25 protein-coding genes and 1 riboswitch are annotated in these 22,331 nt (G+C 59.1%); of the genes, 14 read left to right on the plus strand and 11 right to left on the minus strand.

The annotated features are described in order from the left end of the window. Window positions 1-4 precede the first annotated feature (4 nt). A complete protein-coding gene (locus FHT97_RS17535; RefSeq protein ID WP_183755078.1) occupies window positions 5-1,831 on the minus strand; it encodes an ABC transporter ATP-binding protein/permease in 1,827 nt (608 codons plus the stop codon). A gap of 150 nt (window positions 1,832-1,981) precedes the next feature. Continuing rightward, window positions 1,982-2,059: riboswitch (SAM riboswitch) on the plus strand. Between the two features lie 35 nt (window positions 2,060-2,094). Between FHT97_RS17535 and metA the strand changes: the two genes are divergently transcribed. The 8 genes from metA (at window position 2,095) to FHT97_RS17575 (ending at window position 8,518) form a co-directional block, all read left to right on the plus strand. Continuing rightward, window positions 2,095-3,018, plus strand: coding sequence for a homoserine O-succinyltransferase (metA, locus tag FHT97_RS17540; RefSeq protein WP_183863802.1), 924 nt, complete (start codon window positions 2,095-2,097; stop codon window positions 3,016-3,018). 136 nt (window positions 3,019-3,154) lie between these two features. Beyond that, window positions 3,155-4,177, plus strand: coding sequence for an aldose epimerase family protein (locus FHT97_RS17545; RefSeq protein WP_183863803.1), 1,023 nt, complete (start codon window positions 3,155-3,157; stop codon window positions 4,175-4,177). 115 nt (window positions 4,178-4,292) lie between these two features. After that, the gene (locus FHT97_RS17550; protein ID WP_040675493.1) at window positions 4,293-5,066 is read left to right on the plus strand and encodes a GntR family transcriptional regulator; all 774 of its coding nucleotides are present in this window, start codon (window positions 4,293-4,295) and stop codon (window positions 5,064-5,066) included. After that, on the plus strand, window positions 5,063-6,094 hold the full coding sequence (locus FHT97_RS17555; RefSeq protein ID WP_183863804.1) for an SIS domain-containing protein: 1,032 nt from the start codon (window positions 5,063-5,065) through the stop codon (window positions 6,092-6,094). The genes FHT97_RS17550 and FHT97_RS17555 overlap by 4 nt, the downstream gene beginning before the upstream one ends. Next, complete coding sequence (nagA, locus tag FHT97_RS17560) at window positions 6,094-7,245, plus strand: N-acetylglucosamine-6-phosphate deacetylase (protein ID WP_183863805.1); 1,152 nt, start codon at window positions 6,094-6,096, stop codon at window positions 7,243-7,245. The genes FHT97_RS17555 and nagA overlap by 1 nt, the downstream gene beginning before the upstream one ends. Window positions 7,246-7,258: 13 nt before the next feature. Further along, window positions 7,259-7,987, plus strand: a complete 729-nt coding sequence (locus FHT97_RS17565; RefSeq protein WP_183863806.1) for an SIS domain-containing protein — start codon at window positions 7,259-7,261, stop codon at window positions 7,985-7,987. A 142-nt stretch (window positions 7,988-8,129) separates the two neighbouring features. Continuing rightward, the gene (locus FHT97_RS17570) at window positions 8,130-8,276 is read left to right on the plus strand and encodes a hypothetical protein (protein WP_183863807.1); all 147 of its coding nucleotides are present in this window, start codon (window positions 8,130-8,132) and stop codon (window positions 8,274-8,276) included. Between the two features lie 89 nt (window positions 8,277-8,365). Beyond that, window positions 8,366-8,518 (plus strand): hypothetical protein, encoded by a 153-nt coding sequence (locus FHT97_RS17575; RefSeq protein WP_183755071.1) that lies wholly within the window; start codon window positions 8,366-8,368, stop codon window positions 8,516-8,518. Here FHT97_RS17575 and FHT97_RS17580 read toward each other — a convergent pair. Continuing rightward, window positions 8,515-9,240, minus strand: a complete 726-nt coding sequence (locus tag FHT97_RS17580; RefSeq protein ID WP_183755070.1) for a beta-ketoacyl-ACP reductase — start codon at window positions 9,238-9,240, stop codon at window positions 8,515-8,517. The genes FHT97_RS17575 and FHT97_RS17580 overlap by 4 nt on opposite strands. Before the next feature lie 68 nt (window positions 9,241-9,308). Beyond that, complete coding sequence (locus tag FHT97_RS17585) at window positions 9,309-10,490, minus strand: acetyl-CoA C-acetyltransferase (RefSeq protein ID WP_183755068.1); 1,182 nt, start codon at window positions 10,488-10,490, stop codon at window positions 9,309-9,311. Between the two features lie 235 nt (window positions 10,491-10,725). Between FHT97_RS17585 and phaR the strand changes: the two genes are divergently transcribed. Then, the gene (gene phaR, locus FHT97_RS17590; protein WP_016556740.1) at window positions 10,726-11,298 is read left to right on the plus strand and encodes a polyhydroxyalkanoate synthesis repressor PhaR; all 573 of its coding nucleotides are present in this window, start codon (window positions 10,726-10,728) and stop codon (window positions 11,296-11,298) included. A 2-nt stretch (window positions 11,299-11,300) separates the two neighbouring features. Here the strand turns inward: phaR and FHT97_RS17595 are convergent, their stop codons facing one another. The 4 genes from FHT97_RS17595 to mtgA all read right to left on the minus strand — a co-directional run bounded on the left by FHT97_RS17595 (window position 11,301) and on the right by mtgA (window position 13,813). After that, a complete protein-coding gene (locus FHT97_RS17595) occupies window positions 11,301-11,705 on the minus strand; it encodes a hypothetical protein (protein ID WP_183755067.1) in 405 nt (134 codons plus the stop codon). Between the two features lie 158 nt (window positions 11,706-11,863). Further along, window positions 11,864-12,049 carry a 50S ribosomal protein L32 gene (gene rpmF, locus FHT97_RS17600; protein WP_016556742.1) on the minus strand — a complete coding sequence of 62 codons (186 nt, stop codon included), beginning with the start codon at window positions 12,047-12,049 and terminating at the stop codon, window positions 11,864-11,866. Window positions 12,050-12,205: 156 nt separating this feature from the next. After that, complete coding sequence (locus FHT97_RS17605; protein WP_183755065.1) at window positions 12,206-12,853, minus strand: glutathione S-transferase family protein; 648 nt, start codon at window positions 12,851-12,853, stop codon at window positions 12,206-12,208. Window positions 12,854-13,066: 213 nt separating this feature from the next. Next, window positions 13,067-13,813, minus strand: coding sequence for a monofunctional biosynthetic peptidoglycan transglycosylase (gene mtgA, locus FHT97_RS17610; protein ID WP_183863808.1), 747 nt, complete (start codon window positions 13,811-13,813; stop codon window positions 13,067-13,069). A 134-nt stretch (window positions 13,814-13,947) separates the two neighbouring features. Here mtgA and FHT97_RS17615 point away from each other — a divergent pair, with 134 nt between their 5' ends. Next, window positions 13,948-14,862 (plus strand): polyprenyl synthetase family protein, encoded by a 915-nt coding sequence (locus FHT97_RS17615; protein WP_183863809.1) that lies wholly within the window; start codon window positions 13,948-13,950, stop codon window positions 14,860-14,862. Window positions 14,863-14,977: 115 nt separating this feature from the next. Then, entirely contained in the window at window positions 14,978-15,616 is a 639-nt protein-coding gene (locus FHT97_RS17620; protein ID WP_183755059.1) for a LysE family translocator, read from the plus strand. Window positions 15,617-15,631: 15 nt separating this feature from the next. On the opposite strand, the gene ispG is transcribed toward FHT97_RS17620, so the two are convergent. From ispG to FHT97_RS17635, 3 genes are all read right to left on the minus strand, one after another. Continuing rightward, window positions 15,632-16,882, minus strand: a complete 1,251-nt coding sequence (gene ispG / locus FHT97_RS17625) for a flavodoxin-dependent (E)-4-hydroxy-3-methylbut-2-enyl-diphosphate synthase (RefSeq protein WP_183755057.1) — start codon at window positions 16,880-16,882, stop codon at window positions 15,632-15,634. A 96-nt stretch (window positions 16,883-16,978) separates the two neighbouring features. Further along, a complete protein-coding gene (locus FHT97_RS17630; RefSeq protein WP_183863810.1) occupies window positions 16,979-18,172 on the minus strand; it encodes an MFS transporter in 1,194 nt (397 codons plus the stop codon). A gap of 59 nt (window positions 18,173-18,231) precedes the next feature. After that, on the minus strand, window positions 18,232-19,014 hold the full coding sequence (locus FHT97_RS17635) for a DeoR/GlpR family DNA-binding transcription regulator (protein WP_183863811.1): 783 nt from the start codon (window positions 19,012-19,014) through the stop codon (window positions 18,232-18,234). Window positions 19,015-19,254: 240 nt separating this feature from the next. On the opposite strand from FHT97_RS17635, the gene FHT97_RS17640 reads away from it, so the two are divergent. The 3 genes from FHT97_RS17640 (at window position 19,255) to FHT97_RS17650 (ending at window position 21,571) form a co-directional block, all read left to right on the plus strand. Next, entirely contained in the window at window positions 19,255-20,028 is a 774-nt protein-coding gene (locus FHT97_RS17640) for an amino acid ABC transporter substrate-binding protein (RefSeq protein ID WP_183863812.1), read from the plus strand. Window positions 20,029-20,132: 104 nt separating this feature from the next. Continuing rightward, window positions 20,133-20,813, plus strand: a complete 681-nt coding sequence (locus FHT97_RS17645; RefSeq protein ID WP_114714142.1) for an amino acid ABC transporter permease — start codon at window positions 20,133-20,135, stop codon at window positions 20,811-20,813. Further along, entirely contained in the window at window positions 20,810-21,571 is a 762-nt protein-coding gene (locus tag FHT97_RS17650) for an amino acid ABC transporter ATP-binding protein (RefSeq protein WP_114714143.1), read from the plus strand. Before FHT97_RS17645 ends, FHT97_RS17650 begins: the two co-directional genes overlap by 4 nt. Before the next feature lie 20 nt (window positions 21,572-21,591). Here the strand turns inward: FHT97_RS17650 and FHT97_RS17655 are convergent, their stop codons facing one another. Continuing rightward, window positions 21,592-22,152 carry an NAD(P)H-dependent oxidoreductase gene (locus FHT97_RS17655; protein ID WP_183863813.1) on the minus strand — a complete coding sequence of 187 codons (561 nt, stop codon included), beginning with the start codon at window positions 22,150-22,152 and terminating at the stop codon, window positions 21,592-21,594. Window positions 22,153-22,331 lie beyond the last annotated feature (179 nt).

Raw genomic sequence — 22,331 nt, forward strand, 5'->3', positions numbered from 1 at the left:
GTCGTCAGACGACGGGCGCGGGCGCGTTTGCTGCTTTTGTCACCACCTTGGCCTCCGGCTTCGCGTGCAAAGCCTCCAGATGCAGCACACGAGGCTTGAAGGTCTCGACGTATGTGTCTGACCGGCCGATATAGATCATCGCCGCCTCCGGCATGGACGCAAGAACCTCCATCATTGTGGACTGCCATTCCGGCTCCATGCCTTCCAGCACTTCATCGAAGACAATCCACTTCGGGCGTACAAGAAGCAAGCGCGCGAAGCCTATAGCCCGCTGCTCATCGGAATCGAGCAGCTTGTCCCAGCGGGCTCGCGTATCAAGTCGGGAAACCAGATTGTGAAGGCCGGCCCTCTCCAATGCCACCACGACGTCGGCATTCTGATAAGTCTCCACGGGCTCCGGAAACGCTAGCGCTTCGCGAAGCGTGCCGCCCGGGATGTAGGCCGACTGCGGGACGAACAGCATGTCATCCGCGGGTGGCAGGCCGATCTTGCCGCCACCGCAGGGCCAGAGTTCGGAAAGCGCAAGGAAAAGCAGCTTGCGGTTCACGTTGTGATCGCCGTTGATCATGATCTTCTCACCGGCTTTGATCGTCACCGCGCCTTCCTGGATACGGAAGCCACCGCACTGGTCGATCTCTTCGCCGATCTTGGCGGCGATCCGGACATGATCGAGCGTCAGAGTTCCGGGAGGATTCCGCTCATACTTGATCGTGCCCCTCATGTTGATCTCGTCGTTCATGCTGGTAAGAGCCTGACGAAAATCGGTGACACGCATCAGCGTGGCACGCCATTCGGCAATGGGACCGAAGTTCGCGACATACCAGCGAAGGGCGGTGTTGACCTGGTTGAAGGCGCCGACCGACACCATCAACTGCCCGAACGTCAATCCGCCAGAGAAATAGGCCGGTGCTGCGACGATGATCGGGATAACAACGACGAGCCAGCCGTAACCGGCCGATACCCAGGTCAGATTGACATTGGCCATCGCTACCCGCTTGATAACGGTGAGAACCGCGCTGATGTCGGTATTGATACGCTTCTGCTCGTTTTCTTCCCCTCGAGCGACGGTGATAGCCGGCATGTTCTCGTTGGCATGCATCAACGCGAAGCGCAGTTCCGCCTCCTTCGAGAAGCGATCCGCGTTGAGCTTTACAAGCTTGCGACCCACCAGCTGACTGAGAATGGATGCGGATGCCGCGTAGAAAATGGCTGCCCAGACCATATAACCTGGAATGGAAAAGGAATGCGCGCCGAAACGAAAGACAAAGCCGCTGGACAGGTCCCATAGCACGCCGATGAAACTGATGAGCAGGATCGTCGCCTGCACCAGCCCGATCATGAGGCTTGTGGTGCTTTCAGCGAGGTTGCGCGCATCCTCATGCAGACGCTGATCGGGATTGACGCCGATCAGGCCGCTGGCCGAGAGACGGAGAGCACGCTTGCGCTGAAGCCACTGGCTGACCAGGTCCCGCGTCAGGCCCTCGCGCATGTAGACTGCGGTCATCTGATTGAGCCAGGCCTGCACGACGTTGAGCAGCAGCAGAATGCCCGCAATCACCGCGAAGACCTTCAACTGATGGAAAAACCCAGGCAGATCTCGTCGAGCGATGCTGTCGTAAAACGGGGCGTTCCACTGGTTGAGGATCACGGTCGCATAGGCAGTGGCGAGAATGATGCCAATCAGCGCCGGCGCGATCACCAGCACCTTTCCTCGCACCGGTGAATGCCAGAAAGCCGAGAACATCACCTTCAAGCGATAGCCCAGGCTCAGGTCGTACCCTACTCTGTCCTGCCCTTGAATGCTTGGCCTGCCTTCGAGGTCATCTGCCATTACGCGTCCCTAGCCGTCATTCTATTTCAATAACCATGGTGACTCGCCATGTCCACCAACAGATTCTAGCAGTCATTAACGCGGCAGTGACTTCACATCGACCCATCCATTCGTTTAGGCAATTGATTCGCTGAAGGACTAGCGCTATTTAAAACGCTCCGTGGTGATTTGGCCGGCCGGCTTGCAGCCACGTTAAAGAAGTTGCTAAAGGGCCGCGTGCGGACCGATAGCGATGTATTCGTTGTTTTGATCGAGTGACCGCAATGCCAATCAAGATCCCCGATACCTTGCCTGCGTTCGAAACCCTGGTTCAGGAAGGCGTTCGCGTGATGACCGAGACGGTGGCGATCCGTCAGGACATCCGGCCGCTGCAGATCGGCCTGCTCAACCTCATGCCGAACAAGATCAAGACGGAGTTGCAGGTGGCTCGCCTGGTCGGCGCCTCTCCGCTGCAGGTCGAGCTTTCGCTCATTCGCGTCGGTAATCACAAAGCAAAAAACACCTCGGAAGACCATCTTCTCGCCTTCTATCAGACGTGGGAGGAAGTGAAGCATCGCAAGTTCGATGGCTTCATCACTACCGGCGCGCCCATCGAGACGCTGCCCTACGAGGATGTGAACTATTGGGGCGAAATGCAGCAGATTTTCGACTGGACGGAAACCAATGTCCATTCATCGATGAACGTCTGCTGGGGTGCGATGGCCGCCATCTATCACTTCCACGGTGTTCCTAAGTACGAACTCAAGGAGAAGGCTTTCGGCGTCTACCGCCACCGGAACTTGAAGCCATCGTCGGTCTACTTGAACGGTTTCTCGGACAATTTCGAGGTTCCCGTTTCGCGTTGGACCGAGGTTCGCCGCGACGATATCGAGAAGTCGGAGAACCTGGAGATCCTGATGGAATCCAGCGAGATGGGCGTCTGCCTCGTGCATGAACGGAAGGGCAAGCGGCTCTACATGTTCAATCACGTGGAGTATGATTCAACGTCCCTGTCCGACGAGTATTTTCGCGACGTGAATGCCGGCGTGCCGATCAAGATGCCGCACAACTATTTCCCGCATAACGATCCCTCGCTGACGCCGCAGAACCGCTGGCGCAGCCACGCTCATCTGTTGTTTGGCAACTGGATCAACGAGATCTACCAAACCACCCCTTACGATCTCAACGATATCGGCAAGGACGCCTAACGCTGCCGGCGTTAGCACAACGCTGAAGAAGTGCAGGCAAACTGAAAGTATTACTTTTTTGCGGCACACCCGTTGCGGTTTGCGGTAAATGGGGGCACGTTCCTGCCTCACTTGAAGGTATATCAGGACAGTCGCAATGGCGGAAATGTTGAAACGGGAAGTTTTCGGGCAGACCAAATCGGGCGAAACCGTCCATCGCGTCGAGATCAAAGGCGGTGGGTTGACGGCCAAGGTTCTCACCTGGGGCGCCGTTATTCAGGATCTCCGCCTCGACGGCCACGAGGCGCCCCTCGTGCTCGGCTTCGACGACTTCGACAGCTACCCGACTCACTCCTCCTATTTTGGTGCGACACCAGGCCGCTGCGCGAACCGCATCGGTGGCGGCAAATTCACCTTGGACGGCGTGAAGTATCAGCTCGATCTCAACGAGAAGGGCGTGACGCATCTTCATGGCGGCAACGGCAATATCGCCCAGCAAAACTGGACAATCGTCGAGCATGACGTCGACCGGGTCGTCCTGAAGATCGTCGATGTGGACGGGCGCGCCGGCTACCCCGGCAATTGCACCATCCAGGCCACGTACCGGGTCCATGGCGACGGCGAACTGTCCGTCATCTACGAAACGATCAGCGACCAGCCTACGATCGCCAATGTTTGCCAACACACCTACTTCAACCTCGACGGCCGTGACGATGCCCTCGGCCACGACATCATGATCGCGGCCGACGGCTATCTCGTCACGGATGAGCTGCAGGTTCCGACGGGAGAAATCCGATCCGTTGCCGGAACCGTCTTCGACTTCCGCGAGATGTCCCCGATGCAGCGGTTCGACGGCAGCGAACAGGCGCTCTACGATCATAATTTCTGCCTCTCCGAGGATCGAACGGCGAAGCGGTCTGTCGCGCTCGCCCGCAGCCTGAATTCAGGCGTTTCGCTGGAGGTGCGCACGACGGAGCCCGGCGTGCAGTTCTATGCCGCCTTCAAACTCGACGTGACCGTTCCCGGCCTTGACGGGCGCAAATATGGCCCCTTCGCCGGCTTCTGCCTGGAAACACAAGTCTGGCCGGATGCAATCAACCATCGGGGGTTCCCCAACGCTGTTTTGCGCCCTGGCGAAGTGTTGCGTCAGGAAACGGACTATATTTTCTCGAAGAGCTAACGCGCGCTCCCTGCCCGATCAAAGAAAACCCTCACAGGCCGCCTGCGAGGGTTTTTTCTTTTCCAGCTGATTTTCGATCTTGTGATTGGTTCTAAATAGGTTCTATTATGGCGACATGGATAGAACCAGTCTGATGGCGGAACTGAAGAGCCGCGGCCTGCGCGACGAAGCGCTGACCGGACCGCTCTACAAGCGGCTGGGGCAAGCCCTGACCGGCCTCATTCAGGAAGGATTGTTGAAGCCTGGAACGGCCCTGCCTGGCGAGCGTGATCTGGCTGAAGCGTTGAAGGTGGGGCGCGTGACCGTTCGGACCGCCTATCGCGACTTGATGAATTCAGGCGTGCTCGAGTCGCGACACGGAAGCGGCACATTCGTCTCCAGCAAAGTCGAGCGCATGGAGCAGTCGCTATGGCGACTTTCCTCGTTCTCCGCGGACATGCGCTCACGCGGACGCGCGCCGGCCGCGAGGATCTTGTCGCGGACGGTCAATACGCCATCTCCTGAAGAAGCGTTCCTGCTTGGCCTAGGGCTCGACGAACCCGTCCTTCGGCTTGATCGTCTGCGCCTTGCCGACGGGCTGCCGCTGGCCATCGAACGCGCCGTCGTGCCGATAAAATTTCTTGGTGAAAATGGCGGCGGCGAGGGGTCCCTTTACGAAGCGCTTACGGCAAGCGGTCACCGCCCCGTTCGAGCGCTGCAGAGGCTGACGGCGGTCACTCTCGATCCGTCGTCGGCCGCTGCACTGCACGTGAATGCCGGTGCGCCAGCGTTGCTGATCGAACGTGTGTCGCGCTTGGAAGACCAGCGTGTCGTCGAATACACCCGCTCCCACTATCGTGGTGATGCATATGATTTTGTTGCGGAATTAAGAATTGGAGATGACTTATGAGTGAAACCCATTCGCTGATGTTGCAGGAAGCCGGCCAATCGCCGGAGGTCGTCGCAACACTGCTCCAGAAGGAAAAGCCTGCCTTTGACGCAATTGCGAAGCTGTTTGCATCGGGCGCCCCGAGCGTGGTGACCACAGCAGCGCGCGGATCTTCGGACCACGCCGCGACGTTCTTCAAATACCTGTTCGAGATTACCTGTGGAGTGCCGGTCGCTTCGATCGGTCCGTCGATCGCATCAGTCTACGGCGCGTCTCTGCATCTGAAGGGCGGCATTCACTTCACGGTGTCGCAATCCGGTGCAAGCCCCGACATCATCGCTTTGCAGGAGGCTGCGAAGCATGGCGGCGCAACGACCATCGCCGTCGTTAACGTCACCGACAGCCCACTCGCCAAGCAGGCCGACATTGTGCTCGGCCTCAACGCAGGCCCGGAAAAGAGCGTAGCGGCGACCAAGTCCTTCATCGCCTCGGTCGCCGCCCTTTCCGGCGTCACCGCCGCCATCAGCGGCAAGCGCGATCTGCACGCCTCGCTGGAAAAGCTGCCGGACGCCCTTGAGGCGACCAACGGAATCGATACGAAGGCAGCCGAGGACATTCTGTTTGAGGCAAGCTCGCTCTATACGGCGGGTCGTGGTCCCGCCTTCGCTATTGCGCTCGAGGCAGCACTGAAAGCCAAGGAAACGGCCGGTTTGCATGCGGAAGCCTTCTCGCTTGCCGAACTGATGCATGGTCCGATGCGGCTTGTGCAACCGGGCTTCCCGATTGTCGCCTTCACGCCTGACGATCCGGCATTTGCCAACAACGTCCAGGCGCTTGAGCGGCTACGCAAGCTCGGCGCGACGACCGTGCCGTTCTCCGGCCAGCCGGTCTCCGGTACCAATCTGCAGGTACCGACGACGGGAAGTGGCCTGCTCGACCCGCTCGTTTCGCTGCTGGTCTACTACCGCCTGATCGAGTCGGTAACGCGCCGCAAGGGCTTCGACCCGGACAAGCCGGCCAACCTGCTCAAGGTGACGGAGACGATGTGATGGTTCGCAAGATCTTCTCCGGCGCGCGGATCTTCGACGGTCAGCGCTTTCACGACGACAAAGCGCTCATCATCTCGGGCGGACGCGTCGAGGCCATTGCAGCGGCAGGTGAACTGCCGGACGGCGATCACATACGCTTCGACGGTGGTGTGCTTTCCGCAGGCTTCATTGACGCACAGGTGAATGGCGGTGGCGGCAGGATGCTCAACGACGAGCCGTCGCCCGCCTCCATGTACATGATTGCCGACGGCCATCGACCTTACGGAACGACCGCTCTGCTACCGACGCTGATCACCGATACGACGGATGCAACGGCGGCAGCGATCGAAGCGGCCAAGGAAGCCGTCAAGACGAACCGCGGCGTCGCGGGCCTCCACCTCGAAGGTCCACACCTGGCACCGGCGCGCAAGGGAGCCCATCTTGCCGAGCTTATGCGGCCGGTCGAAGAAAAGGACGTGAAAGCCTTCATTTCGGCCAAGGAGGCTATCGGCACCCTGTTGGTAACAATGGCTGCTGAACAAGTCACCGCGAAGCAGGTGCGCGAACTCAGCGAAGCCGGCGTCACCATCAGCATCGGCCATTCCGATAGCTCCAGCGAAGCAGCAGAGACGCGCTTTGATGCGGGCGCGCGCGGCGTCACCCATCTTTTCAACGCCATGAGCCAACTCGGCCACCGAGCGCCCGGCCTCGTCGGCGCGGCGATCGATCATCCTTCGGTTTGGTGCGGCATCATCGCCGATGGCCATCATGTCGATCCGAAGGCGCTTCGGGCTGCTCTTCGCGCAAAGCGCGGCGAAGGCAAACTCTTCTTCGTCACCGACGCGATGTCGCTGGTTGGCTCCGAGAAGGACTCCTTTACACTGAACGGCCGTACCGTCCGGCGCGAACGCGGCGGCTTTTGTTCAAAACTGGTCCTATCGGATGGCACGCTTGCCGGTTCCGACGTCGACATGGCGTCCACCATCCGCTATGGCGTGACCTATCTCGAGTTAACGCTCGCGGAAGCGCTTCGAATGGCGACGCTTTATCCTGCACGCTTTCTCAACCTTGAAGGCTACGGGCACCTTTCGCCGGGTGCGCGCGCTGATCTCGTCCACCTGACTGACGCTCTGGAGGTCACGCGGACCTTTATCAGTGGCGAACCGGCGTAGAAGCGAGGACGTGATGACTGCGATCACCGATGCCTATTTTTCCAACCTCATCGGCCGGCTCGAGACCTTAAGGAAGGAAATCGCCGAGCCGATGGCGTTGGCGGCCGATGCGATCCTCGAGGCCGCATGCAACGACAAGCGCGTCTACGTGTTCGGTACCGGCCACTCGCATATGCTGGCGGAAGAGGTGCACTACCGCGCAGGCGGGCTTGCTTTCACTGTTCCCGTTCTCGTCGGCTCCGCGATGCTGCACGAGGGCGCGGTGATCAGCTCCGTCTACGAGCGAACCGAAGGATTGGTGCGACCGGTGTTGGAACGATATGGCATGCAGCCTGGAGACGTCATCATCATCGCGTCGAATTCCGGCGTCAATGCAGCGCCGATCGAAGCCGCCGACTATGGCCGTGAGATTGGTGCGAAGGTGATCGCGATCACCTCGGTCTCCTATTCCAGTGCAGTCGCAAATGGCCGGCGCCGCTTGGCGGACATTGCCGACGTCGTATTGGACAACGGCCTTCCTCCCGGCGATGCGGTGATTGAACTGCCGGGTACGGAGCTGAAGGTCGGCCCAGTTTCGACCGCCATTGGTGCAACGGTCCTCAACGCGATCTTGGCTGAGGTGGCCTCGGAATTGGCGAAAGAGGGGGACGCACCGATTTATCTCAGCGCCAACATGCCCGGTGCCAAGGCGGTGAACGAGCAACTGGTAAAGAAGTATCGGCCCCGCAATCCTCACCTCTAGGTCCATCTGACGCCCGATTGTCAACACCACACCGACAGTCGGTCGTCAAAGTTCAATCTACCGCGCCGGAGCGATGAGGCGCATATTTCGTTCAACAACCACGGCGAGTCCATGTCCCGCCGGCTTTGAAAGGAACGATCCGATGGCCGAGATCATCTTGAATTCAGCGGTCGCCATCCTCATTGCGGCCGCCTTCATGACAACAGCGACAGCCGCCCTTCGCGGCGAAAACCGCGCTCTGCAGAGGGTACCAGTCAGGGCTAAGGCAAGACGCCACCCAAAGGGCTGAAAGACAGCCAAATAATTCCTCAAATCGGCCCCAATATCGACACCGGCTTGAACGACGAATGCCTCGTGGGGAATTTGGAGTGCAGGGCAATGACCAGAATTATCGGCGCGGCCGCAATGTTGACCATCGTCATGGCGGCCTATGCGGCATACTTGAATCCGTACGATACTCGCAGCCAGCAAGGCCGCTATTCGCAGCAGGTCGAGAGCCACGATAACGGCCTTACGGCGTCCATCCGCTAAACGAACAACTGCCCACCATTGGCGCTAAGCGTCGATCCGGTGATGAAGCCTGCGTCGTCGGAAACCAGGAAGACGACGCAGCGCGCGACTTCCTCAGGTTCTCCGAGACGACCCACCGGAATCTGCGGGATGATCCGTTCGTTCAGCACTTTTTCCGGAACCGCGAGAACCATCTCCGTGCCGATGTAGCCGGGGCATATGGCGTTCACGGTGATGTTCTTGGCGGCACCCTCCTGCGCAAGCGCCTTGGTGAACCCGAGGTCACCAGCCTTAGCAGCCGAGTAATTCGCCTGCCCCATCTGCCCCTTCTGGCCATTGATCGAGGAGATGTTGACGATCCGCCCGTAGCTTCGGTCGCGCATCCCGCCCCAGACCTGATGCGTCATGTTGAAAAGACCGGTGAGGTTGGTGTTGACGACCTCGTGCCACTGCTGCGGTGTCATCTTGTGGAACATTGCGTCCCGGGTAATGCCGGCGTTGTTGACTAGGACATCGACTGGACCCAGTTGCGCCTCGACCTTCGCGATACCCTCGCCGCATGATGCATAGTCGGAAACATCCCATTTGAAGACGGGAATGCCTGTTTCGCCATGAAAGGCGTTCGCCTTTTCATCATTGCCGGCATAGTTGGCGGCAACTGTATAGCCTGCATTCTTCAGTGCGACGGAAATCGCGGCGCCAATACCGCGCGTACCACCAGTGACAACAGCCACTCTGCTCATGTTCCGCTCCCTCATTTGAAGGCCCCGCTATTTCGCGGGGCTCAGGTTATAGTTGGACTGCCTGCTATTCAAAGAGCTTCAAAACACATTGCGACACCCATGCCGCCACCGATGCAAAGAGTCGCCAGTCCCTTTTTCGCGCCACGACGCTTCATCTCGAAGAGAAGCGTGTTGAGCACCCGCGCACCCGATGCGCCGATCGGATGGCCGATCGCGATCGCACCGCCGTTGACGTTGACGATCGACGGATCCCAGCCGAGGTCCTTGTTGACCGCACAGGCTTGGGCGGCGAAGGCCTCATTCGCTTCGACGAGATCGAGATCGCCAACGGACCAACCGGCTTTTTCCAGCGCCTTGCGCGATGCCGGGATGGGGCCGGTCCCCATGACCTGCGGATCAACGCCTGCGGTTGCCCAGGAGACGATGCGGACGAGCGGCTGGATGCCACGACGAGCGGCTTCGGCTTCGGTCATCAGGACAGCTGCGGCGGCGCCATCATTGAGGCCGGAGGCATTCGCCGCGGTAACCGTGCCCTCCTTGTCGAAGGCCGGACGCAGCTTGGCCATCGAGTCCAGCGTCGCGCCGTGCCGGATGTACTCGTCGGCATCGACAGTCACGTCGCCCTTTCGTGTCTGGATGACGTAGGGAATGATTTCATCCGCGAACCGGCCGGCCTTCTGCGCGGCTTCCGCCTTGTTCTGCGACGCGACGGCAAATCGGTCCTGCTCGTCGCGGGAGAGCTGCCATTGGCGCGCAATGTTCTCGGCAGTAATGCCCATGTGGTAGCCGTAGAAAGCGTCCGTCAGGCCATCCTTGATCATGGTGTCGACCATTTTCATGTCGCCCATTTTGACGCCGCCGCGAAGATGCGCGGCATGTGGCGCCATCGACATCGACTCTTGGCCGCCGGCGACGATGATCTTTGCATCGCCGAGGGCGATCTGCTGCATGCCGAGCGCGACGGCGCGAAGACCCGAACCGCAGAGCTGGTTGACACCCCAGGCGGTCGCTTCCTTCGGAATACCCGCCTTCATCGCCGCCTGGCGGGCCGGGTTCTGACCTTCGCCTGCCGGGAGAACCTGACCGAGAATGACCTCATCGACTTCCCCGGCGTCGACACCTGCACGCTCCAATGCGCCCTTGACCGCAGCCGCGCCCAATTCGTGGGCCGGGACAGTCGCGAAGGCGCCATTAAATGAGCCAACGGCAGTGCGGCCTGCACTAGCGATGACGATGGATGAACTCGACATGACAATCTCCTCGTTAACTCCACCAGATTAGAGGAAACTGACAAAGCTTCATCGCCGAGTCAAACGACAAGACTGCGTCATCCAATTTTAGGGATCACTTACACTGAAGCAAATTATCTCTGCTGTAAAAGGGCTTGCCGCATCGCACAAAGAGATTGTCACCGGGCTTCGTTTGCGTCTACATTCCTAGGTGGAGGAATTTCCATAACAATCAGACGGGCTTCGGGAGACTGATATGGCGAAGAATGACGGGCAGATCGTAATCAAGAAATACGCCAATCGCCGCCTCTACAACACAGGCACCAGCACTTACGTGACACTGGAAGACCTGGCGGAGATGGTGAAGAAGGGCGAGGATTTTACGGTCCAGGATGCGAAAAGCGGCGACGATATTACCCACTCCGTACTGACGCAGATCATTTTTGAGCAAGAATCCAAGACGGGTAACACGCTGCTGCCGATCTCCTTCCTTCGCCAGCTGATCACCTACTATGGCGACCAGATGCAGATGGTCGTTCCAAGCTTCCTGGAACATTCCATGCGCGCCTTTACAGAGCAGCAGTCTCAGATGCGCGAGCAAGTTACGCGCGCCTTCGGCGAAACGCCGATGGGCAAGAATCTGCAACTGCCGATGCAAATGGTCGAAGATCAGGTCCGCCGCAATACCGAGATGTTCCAGCAGGCCATGCAGATGTTCTCGCCGTTCATGACCCCACCGGCCAAGGAAAGCCGTAAGGCGGAAGCAAAGGACATCGACGAGCTGAAAGAACAGCTGCGCGCGCTTCAGAACAAACTCGATAATCTCTAAGCTCAGAGACCGATCGAAACGTCGCGGCCGGCGGTGCGAATAGATACGGCAAAGCCGCCAATCACATCGATCAATGCAATCGTCATCAGGATGAAGAAAACCTGGGTGGCCGCATCCTGGACGAGAAGAAACTCGACCAAGAACGCGATGAAGACAAGCATCGACAACATATGATTTGTCAGGCTGCCGTCACTGCGCGTCGCCTTCAGTATTTCGAAGAACAGCACCGCAAGCGCGACGACGATGAACAGATCGCCGAGCGACATGCTCCACATGGCTCCCGAAATCATGGACAAAACGATAACGTCGTTTTCCAGTGAAGGAAGCCCGCCGCCCCCCATCAGGCCAAGCATCGACATATTGTAAAGAATGAATGGAATAATCATCAGTGGTACGGCATTGAACATATGGCATAGCTCCCCTCAGCCGGAGAATAGTGCCGTAAACAACCGCATCACTTCAAGATATCACGACAATGTATTTGCCGAGTATTTGCTGATCGAAAAAGCAAAAGGCCGGCACAGGGCCGACCTCGCAAGTCCTACGCAGGCAGAACGCCCGTGTATTATGCGCTTTCCTTCGGCGTCAGAACCTGACGGCCGCGATACATACCGGTCTTCAGATCGATATGGTGCGGACGGCGCAGTTCGCCGGAGTTCTTGTCTTCAACGTAGGTCGCAGCCTTCAGCGCGTCGGCAGAGCGGCGCATACCGCGCTTCGACGGGCTCGTTTTTCTCTTCGGTACAGCCATTTCTCTTACTCCACTTCACGGGCAAACACATCCAACGGCCAGACTGGCGGCCGAAACGACGTATCGCGATTTCGGAAATTTTGCGCGCTTATACATGCCTTAGAGGTACTTGACCAGTCCCCAAGCTTATTTTTTGAAATTCCTGCGATTCACGGCTCAGACCTCGTCTTCCTCGACAATCCAGGGCTCGGATCGCGCCGCCTCTTCCCACTTTTTCCAGGCGGGATGCGCTTTGACGGCTGCAATATAACTTAGCGTGTCGCCGGCCGATACTAGGTCATAAACCTCGAAACGATTGACAACTGGCGCGAACATCGCGTCGGCTCCGGAAAACCCACCAAACAGGAACGGTCCGCCGGAGTGAGCCCGCAAGTCCCGCCAGATCGTCTCGATGCGGGCGACGTCGGCCATCACGCCGTCAGCAAGCGCGATCTTGCCCTTCGGCCGCCGGATATTCATCGGGCAAGCGTTCCGCAGCGCCCTGAAACCTGCCAGCATCTCCATAGAAACGGCGCGTGCAACACCTCGCCTCTCACGCTCCCTCGGCCATATCCCGGCTTCCGGGAAAAGCTCGGCCACATATTCGATGATCGCCAGCGACTGCCAGACACGAACATCGCCGTGCTGAAGCACGGGGACCTGACCGGTCGGCGAGAACTCCTTAAAGCGCGGATTGCCGGCGGCGAAATCGAAAGGAACCAGTACCTCCTCAAAGGGAATGCCGGCAGCCGTCATGGCGATCCATGGCCGAAACGACCAGGAAGAATAGTTCTTGTTGCCGATATAGAGCGTGAGTTTATCCATGGAATCTCCCGTTTACACTACAGGGGCGAACACCAGCCGCTCCTCGAAATGGTTCATATCGTTGAAAGCGCAGAAGGCCGGCAACTTCAAGCGCGGGCGAAAAAGCAGAAATCCTCGCTGGCAGTCCAGTCGCTGGTGGCGGGATTTCCGTTCATCGTATTGAAGCAACGAATGCCAGATGACACTCGTCAACACCAACGACTTATTGCGATATCAATCATAAATGCATCTGATGTAATCGCCCGACCCGCGAGCGCGTCGCTCGATGAGGCCGGCGAGTCGTCGCAATCCCCGACCGGGCTTGCCCGCGTTGCGATCAAAGGGATTGGGGAGCGACACGGCAAGAAGAGCGGCCTGCCGGCTGGTCAGTTTGGATGCCGGCACCTTGAAATGGTGGCGGGCCGCGGCCTCGATGCCATAGATCCCTGGTCCCCATTCAGCAATGTTGAGGTAGATCTCCATCAGGCGCCGCTTCGACCAGATGAAATCCGCCGTCACAGCCAATGGCAGCTCCAACGCCTTGCGCACGAAGGACCGGCTATTCCACAAAAACAGGTTCTTCACCGTCTGCATCGGGATCGTGCTGCCGCCACGGGTCGCCTGGCCGCTCAGTGTATCCTCGAGAAGCATCTGCATCTCGCCCCAATCGACGCCGCCGTGGAAACAGTATTGCCCGTCTTCCGACATCATCACCGACTGAACCAGAACCGGAGAAACGTCATCGAGCGACACCCATTGACGGTCGTAGCCACGCAGCAACAGAAGATCGCGCAGCATGAGCGTGGAAACGGGGTGAACGAAGGGCAGTAGGTAAAGGACGATCAGGACATAGGGAAGGATGACGAGCGCCGCCAGAGCGAGGACGATGCGCATGATCACGGGACGACTCTTAAGCCAAAGATACGCGTGCCTGTGAAGCGGCACGGTCATGCTTTCCTCTCTCTCCGGCGTTATGTCCAATTCCCCGACCCAGTCTCTTGCCCTTCTTCTCCATACCGTTTGCGAACTGGCATTGCCAGAGACAAAGGAAATCTTCGCCGCGCCATCGACAATTCCGTTGCCAGCAGAAGGCGGCTCATGCCAAACAGCGCGCCATGGACGCAAGCACTGAAACATTCGAAGCCAGATTGACGGCCACCGCGCGCGAAATCGAGGCTGTGCTCGAGACGCTGCTGTCGCCATCCGTGTTGAAGGGCGAGATCGCCCGGCCGGAACGGCTGCGTTCAGCCATGCACTATGCCAGCCTGAACGGCGGCAAGCGACTTCGGCCTTTCCTTGTCGTCGAGGTGGCATCGCTGCTCGGCGGCGACAGGGATGCGGCTCTGCGCGTGGGCGCGGCGCTTGAATGCGTGCACTGTTATTCGCTCGTTCACGACGATCTGCCGGCAATGGATGACGACAATCTGCGTCGAGGCAAACCGACCGTGCACATCGCCTATGACGAGGCGACCGCCATTCTCGCCGGCGACAGTCTGCTGACCTATGCTTTTGACATCATCGCGTCCCCCGAAACCGTCCTGCCGGATAAGGCTAAGGTGACGCTGACGTTGGCGCTGGCCCGCGCAGCCGGCATTGGAGGCATGGCAGGCGGGCAGGCTCTCGACCTAGCGGCCGAGAAACAGGCGCCGGATGAACAAGGCATTGTTACCCTACAGGCGATGAAAACCGGCGCCCTCATCCGTTTTGCTTGCGAGGCCGGCGCCATTATCGCCGGCGCCTCGTCAGAGGATCGCGTGCGATTGCGCCAGTTCGGCGAGCGGATTGGCCTCACCTTCCAGCTTGCCGACGACATTCTCGATCTCACCTCCGATGCCGCCACGATGGGCAAGGCGACCGGCAAGGATGCCGGCCGCGGCAAAGGAACGCTGGTGGCGATGCACGGCATGGCATGGGCGGAAGCCAAGCTTGCCGAGCAGGTGCTCGCGGCCGAGGCATTGGTGGCTCCCTACTCGGAGCGCGGTACCATTCTGGCCGAGACGGCTCGCTTCATCGCCGGTCGAAAGAGCTGAAAAGCGTCACCGAGACAATATTTCCGCCAACACATCGGGCACAGTCACTTGCCGGCTGTCGGGAGCCACGTCACAAACAGGTGAAACAACTGACCGCCGGGCACAAGAGACGCAGATGCGTGAGATCCTGATCTATTTGCCGCAGATCCTGCCGGCCTATGTCGCCTATCTGATTGCCGTCATCAGCCCTGGCCCGGCGATCATGGCAATCGTGTCGACGTCGATGACGCATGGCCGAAAGGCAGGCATGACGATCTCGCTCGGCATCTTTGCGGGCTCGTTCACCTGGGCTTGTGCTGCCGCTCTCGGCTTGGCAACAATCCTCCAGACCTATGCCATGGCGCTGCAGATCCTGAAGATCTTCGGCGGCATCTACCTACTGTATCTCGCATACAAGGCTTTCAGGGCTGTGCGCGGCAACGATGATCTGCCGCAGGCGGTCGTGCAAAAGAGCCTTACGACGCGCGCGCTGTTGCTGCGCGGTTATGGCATTCACGTCACCAACCCGAAAGCCATCTTCGCTTGGCTGGCGATCATCGCGCTCGGGATGCCTCAGGGCGCGCCGGCATCCGTCGCCGGCTTGATCATCGGCATGTGCATGACGACCGGCTTTGCCATCTTCATGGGCTACGCAGTGATCTTCTCGACACCACACGCCTTGAAGATTTACCGCAATCTGCGCCGCTGGATCGAAGGGGCTATGGCCGCCTTCTACTGTGTCGCCGGACTGAAACTGCTGACCAGCCGCATTTGACGGCTTTCTCCGGCCTTATTCCGCAGCGGTCTTCTGCCCGAAGCGCTTTTCGATATAGTCAGCGACCAATGCTTCGAAGTCCGAAGCGATATTCGGTCCGCGCAGCGTCAATGCCTTGGTCCCATCGATGAACACTGGCGCAGCCGGCGTTTCACCGGTACCAGGCAATGAGATCCCGATGTCGGCGTGCTTGCTTTCACCCGGCCCGTTGACAATGCAGCCCATGACCGCAACGTTGAGCGCCTCGACACCCGGATATTTCTCGCGCCAGACCGGCATGTTCTTGCGAATGTCGTTCTGGATGTTCTGCGCCAATTCTTGGAAGACGGTCGAGGTCGTGCGGCCGCAGCCGGGACAAGCCGCAACCACGGGAATAAACTGGCGAAAGCCCATGACCTGCAGCAGCTCTTGGGCGACCTGCACTTCACGGGTCCGGTCACCATTCGGTTCCGGCGTCAGCGATACGCGGATGGTATCGCCGATGCCCTGTTGCAGGACGTAGCCCATGGCAGCCGATGAGGCGACGATCCCCTTGCTACCCATACCGGCTTCGGTAAGACCGAGATGCAGCGCGTGATCGGAGCGTTCGGAGAGCATCGAATAGACGGCGATCAGATCCTGTACCTGGCTGACCTTGGCCGAGAGGATAATCCGGTTGCGCGGCAAACCGATCTCTTCGGCCAGATTGGCCGAGATCAGCGCGGACTGCACGATCGCCTCGCGGGTCACTTGGCGCGCCGAAAGCGGCGAGCCGGCCTCGGCGTTCTGGTCCATCAGTGCCGTCAGCAATTCCTGATCCAGCGAACCCCAGTTCACACCGATGCGCACCGGCTTGTCGTAGCGGATCGCCATCTCGATGATGTCGCCGAACTGCTTGTCCTTCTTGTCCTTGAAGCCGACGTTGCCCGGATTGATACGGTACTTCGCTAGCGCCTCCGCGCAGGCCGGATGATCCGCAAGAAGCTTGTGGCCGATGTAGTGGAAGTCACCGACGAGCGGCACGTCCATGCCGAGCCGCAACAGCCGGTCGCGAATCTTCGGAACCGCTGCCGCACTTTCGTCGCGGTCGACGGTAATGCGGACGATCTCTGATCCGGCCTTGAAGAGAGCCGCCACTTGGGCGACCGTGGAGTCGATATCCGCCGTGTCGGTGTTCGTCATTGACTGAACGACAACGGGCGCACCGCCGCCCACGATGACGCCGCCAACATCGACGGCGACGGATGCGCGGCGCGGCTTCGGATCAAAATCTGCAGCTGAAGACATAGAGAGTTCTTGAACCCCTGAAATTCGTGTCTTTCAGGTGGATCATGCCTGCTTTGTTGTCAACCCGCCCCGCGCATCACTTTTGCTTGGAGCCGTTCAGTGACCGCCGCCCGATATGCCGTCGGCATAACGTGCAAGGTTCGAGAACAGCAGGACGACAACCAGCAAGACAGGCAAAGCCATGAACACGACGCTAAAGCCGATATGTTCGGCCACGAAGCCGATTGCGGAGGGTGCCACCAGCATGCCCGAATAGCCCATTGTTGTAACAACCGAGAGGCCGATGCCGGCGCGGAGGCCGGGAATATTGCCGGCAGCCGAAAAGGCGATTGGGACCATGTTCGAAATGCCGATCCCGCACAGTGCAAAGCCGAGGATTGCAGTTTCCGCATTGGGTGCGAATGCGGCGAGCAGCATACCTGAGATTGCAAACAACGTGCAGATCCGAAGCGTCATCACGCCGCCAAGCCGGTCGCGAACAAGGTCGCCGCCAAACCGCATCACAGCCATCGTCAGCGAAAACGCCGCAAAGCCGAAGCCGGAAAGTGCCACCGACGCGCCGAGTTCCTGACGCAGGTAGAGCGCACCCCAATCCAACACGGCGCCCTCAGGAACCATCGAGAATAGTGCCATCAGACCAATCAACCAGGGCAGCGGCTCCATTGGCAGCCGGAGCTTTTCCTTCTTCTCGTCCGGATGTGGAGGATCTGCGAGGATCATGTTCCAAGCCAGGCCCAGCACGAGCGCTGCCAATGAGGTCGCAATCACCGCATGCCAGAGCACACCAACAGTGGCGATCAGCAAGCCGCCAAGGCCAGCCCCGATCAAACCACCCCAGCTCCAGAAAGCGTGGCACGAGGACATGATTGAGCGACGCATCGATTGCTCGACTGCAACCGCGTTGGCATTCATGGCGACATCCATGGCGCCCATGAATCCGCCAAACAGGAAGATCGAGATCGCCCCTGTCACAACATTCGGCGCAAGCGTCAGCGCCAGAAGTGCCGGCAGCAGGCAAACGGCCGCAATCTGCGCGACAAGCTTCGAGCCATAACGGGCGATTTGTGATCCCGCGATTGGCATGAGAGTAAGCGAACCCACACCAAGAACCAGAATCATTAGTCCCAACTGGAACTTGCTGAGTTGCAGGCGCTCAGCAAATTCGGGAATTTTCGGCGCCCAGCAGCCGACGATGAAGCCGTTGATGAGGAACAGCAGCGAAACCGCGACCCGGTTCTTTGTTATGAAGCCACTTCTGACAATCGGTGCCGTATTAACGTGGTTGTCCATTTTTCTTCCCAAAATGTCTCAGCGCCAGCACTCGGACACGACGCGTTGTTGAATGATGCTTACGTTATGCTTCCGGCTACGATCGTTCTGCAGCCATTGTCGCGATAGCGCGCCAACATTTCCTGGTCCGCGTCGCGTTCGACCACCAGGCATTCGCATTGCGCCACCGGAAGTACGCTATGCGGGGCGGCGGTACCGAATTTGTCGGACGTTGCGGCCACAAGAACCTTCTTGCTTCGCGATGCAGCGAACCGCTTGAATTCCGCGTCTTCGAAGCCGAAGGTTGTTACGCCAGCCACAAGATCAATCCCGCAGGCGCCAAGAATACAAAGATCAGGCGACAGGGCTTCCATGTCGCGCATCGCTTTCGCGCCAAGTGCGCCGCCAACCTGGCGGTCGATCAAGCCGCCGATCAGGATCACATTGACGGCAGGTTTCTCCATCAAGGCAGCGGCGATCGCAGGAGCGTTTGTTGCGGCAGTCAAGGGCAAGTCCATCGGCAGCGCGGTCGCGATTGCGAGGTTGGTGCTGCCCGCATCGAAAAACACCATCGAGCCAGGGGGGATCTGCGACACCGCAGCAGTGGCAAGCGCCACCTTACGATCTCGCGCGATACCCGCGCGATGATTGAGGCTTCCACCGGCAGGCGAAACGGGCAACGCACCGCCATACACACGCTCACAAAGGCCGGCGGCTGCCATTTCACGCAGATCCCGACGTATCGTGTCTTCGGACACGCCGAATTCAATCGCAAGATCTGCTGCAAGCACTCGACCTTCGGCTTGCAGCTTCCGCAGGATGACGCTCTGTCTCTCCTGCAGGAGGAGTTCATTCGTGTTCATGCCGACTTCAGCCCGGTTTAGATAAAATCGTTACAAACATGCATAAACGGATACAAACATGCAGGCAAGCGTCCGGCCTCAGGTCAGCCTTCACAAACTGAAACATGCCGCGCCGAATTCGTGATAAATGAGAAAAATATTTGCAGATGCCGATTGTCTTTGCAGTTTTCTACGCTTCGCAACAGCGGGCTTTTCTGCGATTTTCGCCGCAGCAAACACTCTGGTGAATTGGATAACAAAATGAACCTCCTGAAGACCATCGCCGCCGCAGCACTGATCCAGGCCGCCGCGCTCCTCCCCGCCGTTGCCGGTGAAAATCTCGCCGCCATCAAGTCCGCTGGTGTCTTCAAGATCGGCACCGAGGGGACTTACGCTCCATTCACCTACCATAACGACAGTGGCAAACTGGTCGGCTTCGACGTGGAGATCGGCGAAGCGATTGCCGCCAAGCTCGGTGTCAAGCCGGAATTCGTCGAGGGCAAGTGGGACGGCTTGATCGCCGGTCTCGATGCGAAGCGCTACGACACGGTCATCAACCAGGTCGGCATTACCGAGGCCCGCAAGCAGAAGTACGATTTCTCCGAGCCCTATATCGCGTCGAAGGCTGTGCTCATCGTTCGCGACGGCGACGACAGCATCAAGGGCTTTGCGGATCTGAAGGGCAAGAAGTCGGCGCAGTCGCTGACAAGCAACTTCGGCAAACTTGCCGAACAGTCCGGCGCTGAACTCGTCGGCACCGACGGCTTCGACCAGTCGATCCAGCTTGTCCTGACCAAGCGCGCAGACGCGACGATCAACGACAGCCTCTCCTTCCTCGACTTCAAGAAGCACAAGCCTGACGCTCCGGTGAAGATCGCCGCCCAGCAGGAAAATGCCGACTACTCCGGCATCATCATCCGCAAGGGCGAGCCGGAACTGCTGGAAGCCATCAACAAGGCGCTCGCCGACATCAAGGCCGACGGCACTTACCAGAAAATTTCCGACAAGTACTTCGGCCAGGACGTTTCGAAGTAAGTCAATACAGCCGGCGGCTTGCTGCCGCCGCAACATCCTTTATATGTGCCTGAAAAGCGTTCAGCGAACACTCGCTGGACGCGTCTTTCTTTGGGGATTGCACCTTGCCGAACTGGCTTCACTTGATGGCGGATTCGCTCGGGCCCCTCCTCTGGGCCGGTCTGATCTTCACCATTCCGCTGACCCTCCTCTCTTTCGCGTTCGGCCTCATCCTGGGCCTGATCACCGCGATCGCCCGGCTTTTTGGACCGGCGCCGGTCGCTGCCATCGCCCGCTTTTATGTCTGGGTCATCAGAGGCACACCGCTTCTGGTGCAGCTCTTCGTGATCTTTTATGGACTGCCGAGCATTGGCATCCTGCTCGACGCCTTTCCGGCCGCACTGATCGGCTTCACGCTCAACATCGGTGCATACAGCTCCGAGATCATCCGCGCCGTCATTTCGTCCGTGCCGAAAGGTCAATGGGAAGCAGCCTATTCGATCGGCATGAACTGGCGTCAGGCCATGAGCCGCACGATCCTGCCGCAGGCCGGGCGCGTCGCAGTGCCGCCGCTTTCCAACACGTTCATCTCGCTCGTCAAGGACACCTCGCTTGCGGCTGCCATTACGGTACCCGAACTGTTTCAGGCCGCACAGCGCATCGTCGCAACCACGTACGAGCCGCTTATCCTCTACATCGAAGCTGCGTTGATATACCTTGCGCTGAGCTCCGTTCTCTCGGCGCTGCAGGTCCGCCTCGAGCGCCGCTTCGCACGCTATGGCGGCATGCTGGAGGCAAACGCATGATCGAGCTTTCCCATATCGAAAAGCGCTTTGGCGACGCCGTCATCCTGAAGGACATCAGCATCCGCATTCCCGAGGGCAGCGTCACGGCACTCGTCGGCCCTTCCGGCGGCGGCAAAAGCACGCTGCTCCGCTGCATCAACCTGCTGGAAATCCCAACAGCGGGCACAATCCGCCTCGGCGAGGAGAAGCTGAGCTTTGCACCGGGGCAGAAGACTGCCTGGCAGGCAATCCAGAAGATCCGCCGGCAGACCGGCATGGTGTTCCAGAACTTTCAGCTCTTTCCGCATCAAACAGCCATCGAGAATGTGATGGAAGGCCTCATCACGGTTCTACGGTGGCCGAAGGAAAGAGCCCGGGAACGGGCAATGGAGCTGTTGACGAAGGTCGGCATGGCCCACAAGGCTGACGCATGGCCCTCGACGCTCTCGGGCGGTCAACAGCAGCGCGTCGCAATCGCCCGCGCGCTTGCCCCGTCTCCGCGGGTTCTTCTTTGCGATGAGCCGACATCGGCGCTCGATCCCGAACTTTCGGCTGAAGTGGTCGATGTTCTCGGTCGCCTAGCCAAGGAGGGAACAACGATGGTGATGGCGACGCATGACCTGCGTCTCGCCTCCAAGATTGCCAACGACGTTGTCTTTCTCGAGGCCGGCAGCGTGGTCGAGACGGGAAGTGCACGGAACATTTTTACCGCGCCGGAGCGCGAACGTACCAAACGCTTCATCTCGACAATTAACGCCGCCCATACCTACGACATTTAGACACGGGCGGCGGTAGAGCGTCAGACTGCGCGGGCAGCCTTCAATGCCTTGCCCCACCAGGCAAGCTGGTCGAGCTGGTTCTTGGCGGCCTCGGCGAGGTGAGCGTAGTCGCTCAGGCTCTTTCCGTCCTTGATAACCGACAGGTATTCCGGGAAGGAGATGTGAACGCCGGTCTTCACGGAAACGGCGCTCATTTCGACGAAGATCAGTCGCAATTGCTCTACCGCGCGGGCGCCACCGACACCGCCGTAGCCAACGAAAGCGACCGGCTTGTGGATGAACTCACCGAGGTCGATCGCATTCTTGAGAACGGCAGTCGGGCCGTGGTTGTATTCGGCCGCCGTGAAGATGTAGCCGTCGAACTCGCGCAGCTTCTTTTTCCAGCGCTCCGCCGTTTCGTTCTGGGCTTCGCTCGCGCTTGCCTGACCGAGGAAGGACATCGGATAATCCAACAGATCGAGAATCTCGACCTCGAGTTCAGGCCGGCTTGCGGCGATCTCGGCAATCCACTTGGCCGGATGGTCCGCAAAGCGGCCAATACGCGTGCTTCCGACAATGACGGCAATCTTGAGCTTACTCATATCAAATCCTTTTCATGAAAATGCATGGGGCGGCCCAGAGGCCGCCCCATAGTTTGATTCCGATATTCGTCAGCCGGCGTAGCTGACCAACAGGTCCTTGGCGTCGATCTGATCGCCCGCCTTGACCAGCACTTCCGCGATCGCACCGTCCTTTTCGGCATGGATCGCCGTTTCCATCT

This window comes from Rhizobium sp. BK399 (genome assembly GCF_014194695.1).
Classification (GTDB): domain Bacteria; phylum Pseudomonadota; class Alphaproteobacteria; order Rhizobiales; family Rhizobiaceae; genus Rhizobium.

What these genes read in the sequence shown, in the direction of transcription:
- FHT97_RS17535 (WP_183755078.1), bottom strand. Translation starts at nt 1,831, where the DNA reads ATGGCAGATGACCTCGAAGGCAGGCCAAGCATTCAAGGGCAGGACAGA.
- metA (WP_183863802.1), top strand. Translation starts at nt 2,095, where the DNA reads ATGCCAATCAAGATCCCCGATACCTTGCCTGCGTTCGAAACCCTGGTT.
- FHT97_RS17545 (WP_183863803.1), top strand. Translation starts at nt 3,155, where the DNA reads ATGGCGGAAATGTTGAAACGGGAAGTTTTCGGGCAGACCAAATCGGGC.
- FHT97_RS17550 (WP_040675493.1), top strand. Translation starts at nt 4,293, where the DNA reads ATGGATAGAACCAGTCTGATGGCGGAACTGAAGAGCCGCGGCCTGCGC.
- FHT97_RS17555 (WP_183863804.1), top strand. Translation starts at nt 5,063, where the DNA reads ATGAGTGAAACCCATTCGCTGATGTTGCAGGAAGCCGGCCAATCGCCG.
- nagA (WP_183863805.1), top strand. Translation starts at nt 6,094, where the DNA reads ATGGTTCGCAAGATCTTCTCCGGCGCGCGGATCTTCGACGGTCAGCGC.
- FHT97_RS17565 (WP_183863806.1), top strand. Translation starts at nt 7,259, where the DNA reads ATGACTGCGATCACCGATGCCTATTTTTCCAACCTCATCGGCCGGCTC.
- FHT97_RS17570 (WP_183863807.1), top strand. Translation starts at nt 8,130, where the DNA reads ATGGCCGAGATCATCTTGAATTCAGCGGTCGCCATCCTCATTGCGGCC.
- FHT97_RS17575 (WP_183755071.1), top strand. Translation starts at nt 8,366, where the DNA reads ATGACCAGAATTATCGGCGCGGCCGCAATGTTGACCATCGTCATGGCG.
- FHT97_RS17580 (WP_183755070.1), bottom strand. Translation starts at nt 9,240, where the DNA reads ATGAGCAGAGTGGCTGTTGTCACTGGTGGTACGCGCGGTATTGGCGCC.
- FHT97_RS17585 (WP_183755068.1), bottom strand. Translation starts at nt 10,490, where the DNA reads ATGTCGAGTTCATCCATCGTCATCGCTAGTGCAGGCCGCACTGCCGTT.
- phaR (WP_016556740.1), top strand. Translation starts at nt 10,726, where the DNA reads ATGGCGAAGAATGACGGGCAGATCGTAATCAAGAAATACGCCAATCGC.
- FHT97_RS17595 (WP_183755067.1), bottom strand. Translation starts at nt 11,705, where the DNA reads ATGTTCAATGCCGTACCACTGATGATTATTCCATTCATTCTTTACAAT.
- rpmF (WP_016556742.1), bottom strand. Translation starts at nt 12,049, where the DNA reads ATGGCTGTACCGAAGAGAAAAACGAGCCCGTCGAAGCGCGGTATGCGC.
- FHT97_RS17605 (WP_183755065.1), bottom strand. Translation starts at nt 12,853, where the DNA reads ATGGATAAACTCACGCTCTATATCGGCAACAAGAACTATTCTTCCTGG.
- FHT97_RS17615 (WP_183863809.1), top strand. Translation starts at nt 13,948, where the DNA reads ATGGACGCAAGCACTGAAACATTCGAAGCCAGATTGACGGCCACCGCG.
- FHT97_RS17620 (WP_183755059.1), top strand. Translation starts at nt 14,978, where the DNA reads ATGCGTGAGATCCTGATCTATTTGCCGCAGATCCTGCCGGCCTATGTC.
- ispG (WP_183755057.1), bottom strand. Translation starts at nt 16,882, where the DNA reads ATGTCTTCAGCTGCAGATTTTGATCCGAAGCCGCGCCGCGCATCCGTC.
- FHT97_RS17630 (WP_183863810.1), bottom strand. Translation starts at nt 18,172, where the DNA reads ATGGACAACCACGTTAATACGGCACCGATTGTCAGAAGTGGCTTCATA.
- FHT97_RS17635 (WP_183863811.1), bottom strand. Translation starts at nt 19,014, where the DNA reads ATGAACACGAATGAACTCCTCCTGCAGGAGAGACAGAGCGTCATCCTG.
- FHT97_RS17640 (WP_183863812.1), top strand. Translation starts at nt 19,255, where the DNA reads ATGAACCTCCTGAAGACCATCGCCGCCGCAGCACTGATCCAGGCCGCC.
- FHT97_RS17650 (WP_114714143.1), top strand. Translation starts at nt 20,810, where the DNA reads ATGATCGAGCTTTCCCATATCGAAAAGCGCTTTGGCGACGCCGTCATC.
- FHT97_RS17655 (WP_183863813.1), bottom strand. Translation starts at nt 22,152, where the DNA reads ATGAGTAAGCTCAAGATTGCCGTCATTGTCGGAAGCACGCGTATTGGC.